Origin of the sequence: Prauserella rugosa (assembly GCF_000719975.1) — a bacterium.
GTDB lineage: Bacteria > Actinomycetota > Actinomycetes > Mycobacteriales > Pseudonocardiaceae > Prauserella > Prauserella rugosa.
The window spans coordinates 84,651-95,222 of record NZ_JOIJ01000017.1; the positions used below are offsets into that span (position 1 = coordinate 84,651).

Below are 10,572 nucleotides of genomic sequence, written 5' to 3' on the forward strand. Positions count from 1 at the left end.
AGGGCGCAACACGCCGCCCCGGGGGTGCGACCCGGGGTTCGTTAGAGGTCGACGTTGATGCAGGCCAGGCGGGCTCCTGCGTCTCCCGCCTCTCCCGGGTGGGTCGACGTGTGGTGTTCGTGGATCACCACGGAGGCCGGCCTGCGGTCGCCGTACGGCCAGTCCACATGCGACACCGCAAATCCGTTACCCCGCGCCGAGGTCGTGAAGTCCAGCCACACCTCGTTGTCCGGGTTGGCGTACTCGGGGTCGGTGGACGGTTGGTTCGGGTCCTGCACGTGCTGGTAGTGCGGGCCCGCGTCGTCGCCGGTCGGGCCGCACGGGTTCTCGTGGACGTGGGCGCCGTAGTGCCGGTTGGGCACGAGGCCCTTGACGGCGAGTTTGGTGGTCGTCCCGACCCCGTCGGCCGAGAGCGAGAACGCCGCGGCCCGCGCTCCGCTCGGCACGAGTTCCAGGTCGTAGGTCGTCGCGGTGGCGCCGTCGACGTACGGCGCGAACGTTCCGTGCGAGAACGCCACGGGGCTGTGCGGAACGTCGGCGGGGACGGCGGGCTCCGCGGCCGTCGCGGTGCCGGCACCCACGAGGGCGACAGCGGACGTCAGGGCAAGAACAGCAGGGAGTCGTCTCATGGTCTGTCGATAGCGCGAAAGCGTGATCGACGGCAAGGAGCGTCACACGGTCGTGCGATCTCACTCCGTGACACGTACGCGGCCGGTGTTCGGACCCGGTCGTAATCTGGGCCGTGTGACATCAGGGAACGGGACGGCGACCGGAGGCGGCGTAACCAGGGACCGAACCTGGCTCGTCGCGATTGCGGCCGCGCTGTGGGGAACCGACGGACTGCTGCGCCTGCCGCTCGCGGAGGACCTGCCCTCTGGCACGGTCGTGTTCTGGGAGCACCTGATCATCGTCGTGTTGCTCGCGCCCTTCGTGCCGCGTGCGGTGCGGGCGCTGGCGCGGTGCGGACTGAAGGAACGGATCGCCGTGCTGATCATCGGCGGGGGTTCGTCGGCGTTGGCGACCGCGTTGTTCACGGCGGCGTTCCAGACCGGCGACGCGATCACGCCGCTGGTGTTGCAGAAGCTGCAACCGCTGTTCGCCGTGTTCGCCGCGTGGGCGGTACTGGGTGAACGCCTCCGCGGTGGATACGTCTACTTCGCCGTGCCCGCGATACTCGGCGCGTGGCTGCTGGCGTTCGCCGACCCGCTGGACATCGAGTTCAGCGCCGCCCGCGCGGCACTGCTCGCCCTCGGCGCCGCGGCCTTGTGGGCGGCGGGAACGGTCCTGGGACGCATGGTGTCGACCAGCCTGCCGTCACGCGACGTGACCACGCTGCGATTCACCGTAGGACTTCCCGCCGCGGCGATTATCGTTGCGGTCCAAGGGAACCCCTACACGGTGAGCTGGGACAACGCGACAGGCCTCGCGCTGCTCGCGCTGGTTCCCGGACTGGTCGCGCTCAGCCTGTACTACGTGGGCCTGCGCGCGACCCCCGCCGCACGCGCGACGCTCGCCGAGCTGGCCTACCCGGCGACGGCCGTGGTCATCGGCGTGTCCTTACTGGACGAGACGATGAGCGCCACGCAGTGGATCGGGCTCGTGATGGTCGTCGCCGCCGTGACGGCCCTCGGCTGGCATGAACGGCGCGCGCAGCGTGAACCCGTGGTGGAGCCGCCCGCGCCGGCGTTGGCGGGCGGACGCGAGTAGCGACCGAGGGAGGTCTGCCGTGAGCGAAGTCCCCACCGGAACCGGCAGCGACACCGACGGTGAACCGCACCATCAGCGGCTCACCCGGAACGTCAACGAGCTGCTCGGCGAGCTGCGGGTCGCGCAGGCCGGGGTGCAGATCCTGTTCGGCTTCCTGCTGGCGGTGGCGTTCACGGCGCAGTTCCGGGAGGCCAGCGGGTTCGAGAAGACCGTGCACCTGGTGACGGTGCTGTTCACGGCGTCGGCCACGGCGCTGCTGACCGCCCCCGCCGCGTGGCACCGCATGTTGTTCCGCGCCGGGCGGAGGCAAACGATCCTGCGCGTCGGCAACCGCATGGTGATCGCGGGGTTGGCGTGTCTGTCGATCGCGGTGACGCTCACCGTCGGCCTGATCGCGAAGGTGATCTACGGCCCGGTGGCGATGGCCGTCGCCGTCACCGTCATCGGCGCCCTCTTCTCCACCCTCTGGTTCGTCATCCCCTCCCGGTTGTAGCCCCCGTGGGCCCCATGGTTGCGTTGAACGCAACCATGGGGCCCTTGGGAGCTCCAACCCGGAGCCTCAGTCCTCGTCAGTCAGGTACGGGTGCAGGCCGCGGGCGTCGGTGTAGCGCGGGTCGGGCCGGAACCAGGTGACGACGTCGGTGTCGAACGCGTCGAGGTCGGAGACGTCGTAGAGCTCCTCGTGCGCCCCGTCGGGGAAGGCGTAGTCGTCGAAGTGGGCCAGGATCTCCGTGACCCGCTCCTCCGGGACCGCCTCGGCGAGGTCGAGTTCCAGCTCGGCGCGCGACTTGACGACGTGCAGGGCCAGCGCCTCGGCCGTGCACAGCGGGGCCGTCCACTCCTCCTGCGTCAGCCGGTAGCCGAGGACGGCCGTCGTGACCAGGAGCTGCTTGGCGAACAGCGCCGTGTACTGGTCGGCGTACTGCTGGGGCAGCTCGTCGAGCACCCACAGGGCCTCGACGTCGACCGCGGTGGCGTCCTCGTCCTCGAGCAACTGGATGTCGCCGAACAGTTCGTCGGTGACCATCTCGACGCCGTGCATGAGTGCGCCGGCGACGTAGCGCGCCTCCTGCTCGGTGACGTCGCCGCCCTCGGTGAAGCCGAACGCGTCGAGGTCGAAGGCGCTGAGGTACTGGGAGGCGTCCAGCAGGCGTTGCCTGCGTTCGGCGAGTTCGGCCTGGTCCTGCGGGTCGATCTCGATGGGCCCCTCGTCGGGCTCTGCCGACGCGGCCAGCGCACTCTCGAGCTGGTCGTCGGTCGCGGTGACCGCGCAGTGCTTGACCTGCCACCCGCGGAGCAGTTCGGTCTCCTCGAGCAGCTGTTCGAGTACGGCCCTGGTGGCGTCCTCGGCGAACACGAGCGCGGGCGCGTCCAACAGCCAGCTGACGTTCGCGCCGCCGAGGTGGGCGTGCACCGTGTGTTCGACGGGGGTGATCTCGACACCGTCCGGCCCCTCGATCCCGGCCAACCGGGACAGCCGCGTGTCGAGCAGCGCCACCACGCCGACTTGCTGGAGCGCGTCCAGGTCAGGACCGTCTTCCGGGGCGGTGAGCTCTGCCGACAGTTGGTACTCCACGGCGTGCAGTGTGGCACGACACGCCCCGTGTCAGGCCATCAGCTCCAGTTTCGCGAGCTCGCCCCTGCTGGTGACGCCGAGCTTCGGATACGCCTTGTACAGGTGGTAACCGACCGTCCGCGGGCTGAGGTACAGGCGGGCGCCGATGTCGCGGTTGCTGAGCCCGTCGGCGGCGAGCGCGGCGATGCGCCGCTCCTGCGGCGTGAGCGTGTCCGCACCGGGCGCCGTCGTCGCGCTGTCCCTGCGTTCGCCTGCGGCGCGCAGTTCGGTACGGGCGCGCTCGGCCCACGGGGTCGCTCCGTGCCGTTCGAACAACGACAGTGCCGCGCGCAGGTGCGCCCGTGCTCGCGCGGGCCGGCGTTCGCGGCGCAGCCACTCCCCGTGGACGAGTTCGGTGCGCGCCTGCTCGAACGCTCCTGCCTGCCCCGCCACCGCCATCGCGGCCGCGAACTCGGCCTTGCCCAGCAGCGCTGCGCTCCGCGCGGCCAACGCCTCGCCCCAGGCACTGCCAGTGGCCGCTGCCCACGTGGTGAGGTTCGCCAGCGCACGGTCCACCACGTCGTCGCCCACCGAGTCGCCGGACTCGGCCGCCCTGGCGACGGCTTCGATCAGGTCGGGCACGAGTTCCAGGCCGACGAGGCCGACGTCGACGGCACAGGCCAACCGCTCGATCACGCCGTTCAGCCGTCCTGCGCCGAGGTCGAGGAGAGCAGCGGCGTGTTCGGCCGACGACTGGTCGGCGTCGGCGGCGTATCGCGCGACGCCCTGCTCGTCGCCGCGGAGGCCCGCCACGACGGCCAGCACGCCCGAGGCCTCGGCGATACCGCGGCGTTGTCCGATGGACACGGCCGTGGCCAGGCCCTCCTCGGCGGTGGTGACGGCTTCGCCGAGATCGCCGAGCCGCAGCTGTGCGCGGGCCAGCACCGCCAGCACCCGCGGCAGGACGCCGGTCGCCGCGTGCGCCCTGGCCTCGGTGACCAGCTCCAGCGCCTCGGCACGTGCGGTGTCGTGTTCGCCGAGCAGCGCCCACCACGACGCGCTCCTCGCTCGGGCGCGCAGGCTGATCGCGACGTCGGTGCAGGTGTCGACCGGTGCGCAGTCGGCCTCGAGCAGGGCACGCAGGGCGGCGACCGCTGCGGCCGGGCCTCCGCCGGCGGCGGTCGCCAGCGCACGCACCTGGTCGGCGCCAGGTACCGCGAGGGTTTCGGCCAGCTCGGCCGCATCCGTCACCTTGTCCGGATCGTCGGCCGCCCAGGCGGCCTCCGCGGCGGCGACGAGGAGTCGTCCCGCGTCACGCGGCGCGGCGCCCGCCAGGCGTTTGGCCGTGCCGACCAGCGTGTGGTGTGCGTCGATGGGACGGTCGTCGTCCTCGGCGAGCGTCGCCCGCACGATCGCCGACCAGGTGGCGTCCGCGGGGTCGGGCAACAGGGCGGATGCCTGGTCGGCAAGCTGGCGTGCGCGTTCGGGCTGTCCCGCGTCGGCAGCTGCGCGAGCCGCGGAGGTCAGTCGCCTGCCCTCGTCGCGAGGGGCAGGGCTGAGGCGCGCGGCGCGTTCGTAGGCGTCGGCGACCGCGGCCATGCCTCCGCGCATGCGGGCGTGCTCGACACCGGTCTCCAGTTCGGCAGCGACGGACTCGTCGGAAGTGGTGGTCGTCGCGGCGAGATGCCGGCCCCGCCGGTCGGCGTCGGCCTCGACGGTGAGCACGTCCACCAGCGCGCGATGCGCCTCGATACGGCGTGCGAACGTGGCCCCACGGTAGACCGCGGGACCGATGAGCGGATGGCTGAACCCGAAGCAGGTGTCGGTGAACATGACCAGGCCGGCGTCCTCGGCTTCGCGCAGGTCGTCGAGGGTCGCGCCGAGCCGTCGCGCGGCGGCGAGGATGGTGCCGGTGTCGCAGGTGTCGTCGGCTGCTGCCACGAGCAGCATCGTGCGAGCACGTTCGGACAACGCGGCGAGGTCGGCCTCGAACGGGCCGGCACCCACCGGTCCGCCGCGTCCGATTTCGAGCAGCGCGGACGGGATCCCGCGCGAGGCTTCGATCACCGGCGCGTACCGATGCCGGGGGAGTTCGGTCGACGCGAGGATGCGCGCGGCCGCCTCGTCGTCCACACCGGACAGTCGATGGTGCGGCATGCCCGCGACGTCCCGGACGGAGCCCGCGGGTACGCGGAGCGGTTCCCGGACGGCGGCGAGGATGCCCACGCGCTCGCCGGCCAGCCTGCGCGCCGCGAACGACAGGGCGTCGCGGGATTCCTCGTCCACCCAGTGCAGATCGTCGACGAGCACCAGCACCGGCGTCCGCCTGCCGAGCAGGCTGAGCAGCTCGAGCAGGGCGGCGCCCACCGCGAACCGGCCGCCGGGGTCGGAGCCTGCGAGCACGCGGCGGATGGTCTCGGCGTGCGTATCGGCCAGGTCGCCGACGTGGTCGACCACGGGACGCAGCAACAGGTGCAGACCGGCGTAGGGCAACGTCGACTCGCCCTCGGAGCCACCGCCCCGCAGAAGGAACAGGCCGTCGGCGCTGCTCGCGGCGTGTGCGAGCAGCGCCGACTTCCCGATGCCCGCCTCCCCGCGGAACACCAGTGCCTGCCCACCCCCGGTACGCAGCTCGGCCAACATCCGGTCGATGCGGCCGAGTTCGTCGTCGCGTCCGTGCAGCCGTGGGAACGTCATGGGCACGAGCGTGCAACCTCGACCAAGGTTGAGGTCAAGCACGTCACGATGCGTAGGGACGCCGGGTCCTCGCCTCGCGCAGTGCCCTGCCCCACCAGTGGAGCTGGTCGAGCATGCCCTTGGCGGCCTTGCCCGTGGATGAGGGGTCGTGCGGGTTGCCGTCGTCGTCGAAGCGGTCCCAGAAGTTGTGGAAGCTGACGGTGTCGCGCACGGTCATGGCGTGCAGTTCGGCGAACACGCCGCGCAGGTGCTCGACGGCGCGCAGCCCGCCACCCATGCCGCCGTAGGCGACGAATCCGACGGGCTTGGCCCGCCACTGGTCGTGGTAGTAGTCGATCGCGATCTTGAGCGAGGCCGGGTAGCTGTGGTTGTACTCGGGGGTGACCACGACGACCGCGTCCGCGTCGTCGAGGCGCGCGCCGAGTGCGTCGCTGTCGTCGGATCCGCACAGGGAGTTCGGCAAGTGCATCCCGGCGAGGTCGACGAGGTCGACGTCGAAGCCGTGGTGCCTGCGCGCTTCCCCGGCGAACCATGCGGCGGGTACGGGGCCGAACCGGTCGGCGCGCGTGCTGCCGATGATGACGGCGAGCCGGAGGGTGTCCTGTTCTGCGCCGGGCGTTTCCTGGCTATGCGTTGTCGTCGTGTTCATGGGGTTTCACGCTAGGAAGCGCCCCCGGTGGCCGACATCTGTCAACCGACCGGTGAACCGACTGACCGGCCCGTCCCGGTCGAGCCTGCGGTCAGGCCTGTTTCGGCCGGGCCTGTCTCGGTCAGGCCGTCGAGTTGGGTGCGTCGGGACCTGCGGACACGCGGGTGAGCCGGGTGAAGGTGACGAAGCCGTCGTCCGTGCCCGGCCAGTGCCGCCGCACGGCCGCGAGGCCGGACCGGCGGACGACGGAGCGGAGCACGAAGACGACCACGATGGCGTCGTCGGCATAGCCGAGCACTGGAACGAAGTCGGGGAAGAGGTCGACGGGCAGGGCGAGGTAGGCGAGCAGCAGCCACAGGCGCACGTGTACGCCGCGGGGCAGGGAGCGGTCGGAGCCGAGCCTGCGCACGAGGCGGAGCACGTCGGGGAGCAGCCGCAACGCCTCGCGGAGGAGGCCGCCGCGAGGGCGCACGATGATCAGCGTGACGACGAGCGTCACCCACAGCGCCGCGACGCCGATGGCGATGCCGATCAGCAACTCCCAATACCAGGACACGAGGGCAGCGTAGGCGAGCGGCCGGACCACCCCACGCGCGCCGACGGCGGACGGCTAAGCTGAGCCCCGGCAGGGCCGTTAGCTCAATTGGCAGAGCAGGGGACTTTTAATCCTCGGGTTCTGGGTTCGAGTCCCAGGCGGCCCACCAAAAGATGCTTGGCGAGCTGCGAAGGCAGCCGACTTCGCGATCTTCTGCGAATCCTCGGTCGACATGTGATCAGATGTGCCGCCGGCCCACCGCCTGGACTGCCACACTGTGACCGGTTGCACCATACGCGGACGTAGCCATCCGACATAGCCGGTCGCTGATCAACGGTGTCATCACTGGCCGAAGCATGATCAGCAACGTCTTCTCACCCTCGACACCTTGTCAGCACCGGCCGGCGACGGCTACGGCAGCCCAGCTCGACCCCGTGCGGACCGAGATCCACTACCGTGGCTCGCGACGAGAAAGCGCGTCGATGGCATCGAGGTCAGCGCGTAGTTGGTCGGCGATCTCCACGTTCGTCGTGGGCGATGGGTGCCGCGCGTTCAGTGACCATGCTCCGTCGCGCAAACTCCTCACCGCAAGATCGGCCTTGCGGAGCGCGTCCTGCACGAGGGCGCCTGACGCCGTGGGGACTGCCTCGTCCCGGAGGGTCATGCCGATCCGCATGATCGTGTCGCATAGGTCGGCTGCATTGTCCGGATCCTTGTTCATCGCGGCCGTGCGAGCAGCAACAGCGAAAGCGGAGATCAGCAGGCCGACATTCGGCCCATCCAGTGGCAGTGGTGGCAATGTGTCGTCATGAGCTTGGGCTTCCTGAACATTCCGGAACGTGCCCCGCGCCAAGTTAGCGGCCGTGTCTTCGTCGATGTACTTCAGGGCGCTACGCCTTTGGATTCCCAACTGCTCGGAGATCCTGTCCAAATGTGAGCGCAGCATGTTCCGGGCCTCACCAGGCTTCAGCGGCATGCCACGGGCAGCGAACTCCCGGTCCAACGCTTCTGCGATCCGGACGAACTTCTCCGTTCGATCAAACTCCGCCATAGCATCGGACGATACAAGGAAGGACCGACAATCCTTCGAGCCTCAACCCTTCGTGCTTGGTTCGAGGAAATATATTGCGCGTGACAAGCTCCTGGATGTTGTCGAGCGCAATACGTATCGGGGACATTATCTAGCGCGTCGACCAGGCCGTCCGCGAAACGCGCCGTCACCCCGACCTGCGGTTGACACGAGCCGGGAAGCGCCTTGTCGGGCGCCGGACCTTACGCCGAGATCGGGTGGATGCGCTCGAGCTCATCACCGAGCGCATCGCGCGCGGTCTCGCGGTCGTAGAGCTCCTGCAGCCCGGTCCAGAAGCCCTCGGACATGTTAAAGAAACGCGATAGGCGCAGTCCGGTGTCCGCAGTGATGCTGCGCCGCCCAGCGATGATCTGGGACAAGCGCGCCTGATCGACCCCGATCTCTTTGGCGAGCCGGTACGCGGACACGCCCAGCGGGTCGAGGAACTCCTCCTTGAGGATTTCACCGGGGTGAACCGGCGGCATGGTGGTCATGATTCTCCCTAGTGGTAGTCGACGATCTCGACGTGTTCAGGGCCGCTGTCGGTCCAGGTGAAGCAGACGCGCCATTGGTCGTTGATGCGGATACTGTGTTGTCCTGCCCGGTCCCCGCGTAGTTGTTCGAGGCGATTACCGGGCGGAACTCGCAGGTCATCAAGCTGACCCGCCTTGTCGAGCATCACGAGCTTGACCCACGCCCGACGTCGAACGTCAGGCGGTAGCCGGGTGTCGCGACGGTGCCAGAGCTTCTCGGTGTGCTTGTTGCCGAACGACCGGATCATGACGTCCTACTTGTGGGCCTCACAAGTACTAACGTACATCGATACTAGCGAGACACGCAAGGGGTCGGTCGACCTGTCCGGCAACCATGTCCCGTCAACAAACCCAGCCCCGCCTCTCCATAAGCACCGAGGTGGACCGCTTGAGCAGAGAAGGAGAACGGATACATAAGGGGCCCACGCTGTATATGATCTTGAGATCGCGGAATCCGGCCCTTAATCCTCGGGTTCTGGGTTCGAGTCCCCAAGCGGTCCACCATCCGCCCAGGTCGCGTGACATGGGCCTTGCACGACGAACGCCCCTACTCAGCCCCGCGGAACGTTCGGCTCAGCAGCCTCGACCAACGAGTTCGCAATGTCGCAGGCCTCCTTCGTATCCATTCCGCTTACGACCACGTCGACGCGTGATGTGTCGGTTACGCCGATTGAAATCGTGCAGCCGTTGGCACTGGGAGAACGTGCGTACTTCCGGCCGTCGTCTTCCGTGTGCTGAACTCCAAACCCAGTGTTAGGAACGTCCTCAACGCCACCGTTCTCGCGGATCGCAATGCCCGTCGTTGGCATGTCGCCTGCAGTGTCTTGCCGGTCTGGACTCCACTGGCAGGTGAGCGCGGTACCGACGTTCTTCTGCACGGGCTCCTCGACTGCGCCAAACTTGGCGACGTCCTCGGTCCGCAGGATCGAGCACGGGTCGATACCCCCAAGCGGACTACTCGGATCTGCGCTACTGGGCTCCGCTGGTTCCGTTACCGAAGTCGCGGCTGGCGAGCTCGGTCCGGGGTCTGCCTCGGGTGTGCCGCCCTCACTGTCAGAGCAAGCTGACAGTGAGAAAGCAGCTACGACGGCGAACGGCAGTGCTGCCGCGCGGAATGAACGCACCGGTTGTGCTCCTACCCTTTGAACGTGTCCTTTTGCTGCTCTTCCGAGTCGCGATAGTTGTCCATCGCGACCTTCAGAGCCTCTTCCGAATCCTTGATGACGGTCCGCAGCTGCCGCAACATAGGTAGCACCCCCTGCGGACCGTCTCCGCTTTGCCGCACATGTTGGGCTACTTGTTGCGCGTAGGGGCCGGTTCCGAGCTGAGGCTCCTTTGCCAAGAACTCGGCGTCGCCCATGATCTCGTCGAGATCGTCGCGTGCCTCGATGAGCGCATCCCGGATGGGCTGGGCGGCGTTCTCGCTTACCCGGAAGCCACCGCCCTTTGCGGAATCCAGCAGTGCGCTGGATTGCGCCTGTGCTTCGCCGACTTGCTTGGTCAGCGCGCTGCCTGCTGCGCCGACGGCGGCGCCGATCCGCGCGCCGCCGGGTGCGCCTCCGCCTGTGGGCTCTGGAATCTCACCGAACTCGGGCATCTCGGTTCCCCTCGGGTTGCTTACCTGACGTCGTGGTTTATTCGCCGATGACGGGTGGGGCGGTGCGTTCGTCAGTGCCGAACAGGCTGTCGGGGTCGGCTTCGACCAGCCAGGAGGGACGTTGGTGTTCTTCGTCCTCGCCGCCCTGCTGGTTGCCGCGTCCGGCTCCGGCGCCGCCCATCATGCCGCCACCGGCACCACCACGGGCGCCCGCGCCACCGGCCGCGGCC

12 protein-coding genes, 1 tRNA gene and 1 pseudogene are annotated in these 10,572 nt (G+C 69.0%); 3 read left to right on the forward strand and 11 right to left on the reverse strand.

What is annotated here, in order from left to right; genetic code table 11:
- Positions 1-41 precede the first annotated feature (41 nt).
- Positions 42-629 carry a superoxide dismutase family protein gene (locus tag IF64_RS0120355; protein WP_030533749.1) on the reverse strand — a complete coding sequence of 196 codons (588 nt, stop codon included), beginning with the start codon at positions 627-629 and terminating at the stop codon, positions 42-44.
- A 115-nt stretch (positions 630-744) separates the two neighbouring features.
- Here IF64_RS0120355 and IF64_RS0120360 point away from each other — a divergent pair, with 115 nt between their 5' ends.
- Together IF64_RS0120360 and IF64_RS0120365 are read left to right on the forward strand one after the other, a co-directional pair.
- Positions 745-1,707 carry a DMT family transporter gene (locus IF64_RS0120360; RefSeq protein WP_051758030.1) on the forward strand — a complete coding sequence of 321 codons (963 nt, stop codon included), beginning with the start codon at positions 745-747 and terminating at the stop codon, positions 1,705-1,707.
- 19 nt (positions 1,708-1,726) lie between these two features.
- Entirely contained in the window at positions 1,727-2,200 is a 474-nt protein-coding gene (locus tag IF64_RS0120365) for a DUF6328 family protein (RefSeq protein WP_030533751.1), read from the forward strand.
- Between the two features lie 66 nt (positions 2,201-2,266).
- On the opposite strand, the gene IF64_RS0120370 is transcribed toward IF64_RS0120365, so the two are convergent.
- From IF64_RS0120370 to IF64_RS0120385, 4 genes are all read right to left on the reverse strand, one after another.
- On the reverse strand, positions 2,267-3,283 hold the full coding sequence (locus IF64_RS0120370) for a hypothetical protein (RefSeq protein ID WP_030533752.1): 1,017 nt from the start codon (positions 3,281-3,283) through the stop codon (positions 2,267-2,269).
- Between the two features lie 30 nt (positions 3,284-3,313).
- Positions 3,314-5,959 (reverse strand): helix-turn-helix transcriptional regulator, encoded by a 2,646-nt coding sequence (locus IF64_RS0120375; RefSeq protein WP_030533753.1) that lies wholly within the window; start codon positions 5,957-5,959, stop codon positions 3,314-3,316.
- Positions 5,960-6,002: 43 nt separating this feature from the next.
- Positions 6,003-6,608: an NADPH-dependent FMN reductase gene (locus IF64_RS0120380; protein ID WP_030533754.1), complete on the reverse strand. Its 606-nt coding sequence runs from the start codon at positions 6,606-6,608 to the stop codon at positions 6,003-6,005.
- 121 nt (positions 6,609-6,729) lie between these two features.
- The gene (locus IF64_RS0120385; RefSeq protein ID WP_030533755.1) at positions 6,730-7,164 is read right to left on the reverse strand and encodes a DUF1232 domain-containing protein; all 435 of its coding nucleotides are present in this window, start codon (positions 7,162-7,164) and stop codon (positions 6,730-6,732) included.
- 72 nt (positions 7,165-7,236) lie between these two features.
- Between IF64_RS0120385 and IF64_RS0120390 the strand changes: the two genes are divergently transcribed.
- Positions 7,237-7,312, forward strand: a tRNA-Lys gene (locus IF64_RS0120390).
- 282 nt (positions 7,313-7,594) lie between these two features.
- Here the strand turns inward: IF64_RS0120390 and IF64_RS0120395 are convergent.
- The 6 genes and pseudogenes from IF64_RS0120395 to IF64_RS25615 form a co-directional block, all read right to left on the reverse strand.
- A complete protein-coding gene (locus tag IF64_RS0120395) occupies positions 7,595-8,194 on the reverse strand; it encodes a hypothetical protein (RefSeq protein ID WP_030533756.1) in 600 nt (199 codons plus the stop codon).
- A 221-nt stretch (positions 8,195-8,415) separates the two neighbouring features.
- A complete protein-coding gene (locus tag IF64_RS0120400) occupies positions 8,416-8,706 on the reverse strand; it encodes a HigA family addiction module antitoxin (RefSeq protein ID WP_030533757.1) in 291 nt (96 codons plus the stop codon).
- A gap of 8 nt (positions 8,707-8,714) precedes the next feature.
- Entirely contained in the window at positions 8,715-8,993 is a 279-nt protein-coding gene (locus IF64_RS0120405) for a type II toxin-antitoxin system RelE/ParE family toxin (protein ID WP_030533758.1), read from the reverse strand.
- 303 nt (positions 8,994-9,296) lie between these two features.
- The gene (locus IF64_RS27550; protein WP_169741964.1) at positions 9,297-9,869 is read right to left on the reverse strand and encodes a DUF3558 domain-containing protein; all 573 of its coding nucleotides are present in this window, start codon (positions 9,867-9,869) and stop codon (positions 9,297-9,299) included.
- 11 nt (positions 9,870-9,880) lie between these two features.
- Positions 9,881-10,342: a hypothetical protein gene (locus IF64_RS27555; protein WP_036877302.1), complete on the reverse strand. Its 462-nt coding sequence runs from the start codon at positions 10,340-10,342 to the stop codon at positions 9,881-9,883.
- A gap of 37 nt (positions 10,343-10,379) precedes the next feature.
- Positions 10,380-10,572 (reverse strand): annotated as a pseudogene (locus IF64_RS25615) (hypothetical protein); the annotation flags it as partial.

Coding starts and splice junctions, on each gene's coding strand:
- IF64_RS0120355 (WP_030533749.1), bottom strand. CDS start 629: ATGAGACGACTCCCTGCTGTTCTTGCCCTGACGTCCGCTGTCGCCCTC.
- IF64_RS0120400 (WP_030533757.1), bottom strand. CDS start 8,706: ATGACCACCATGCCGCCGGTTCACCCCGGTGAAATCCTCAAGGAGGAG.
- IF64_RS0120395 (WP_030533756.1), bottom strand. CDS start 8,194: ATGGCGGAGTTTGATCGAACGGAGAAGTTCGTCCGGATCGCAGAAGCG.
- IF64_RS27555 (WP_036877302.1), bottom strand. CDS start 10,342: ATGCCCGAGTTCGGTGAGATTCCAGAGCCCACAGGCGGAGGCGCACCC.
- IF64_RS0120380 (WP_030533754.1), bottom strand. CDS start 6,608: ATGAACACGACGACAACGCATAGCCAGGAAACGCCCGGCGCAGAACAG.
- IF64_RS0120375 (WP_030533753.1), bottom strand. CDS start 5,959: ATGACGTTCCCACGGCTGCACGGACGCGACGACGAACTCGGCCGCATC.
- IF64_RS0120405 (WP_030533758.1), bottom strand. CDS start 8,993: ATGATCCGGTCGTTCGGCAACAAGCACACCGAGAAGCTCTGGCACCGT.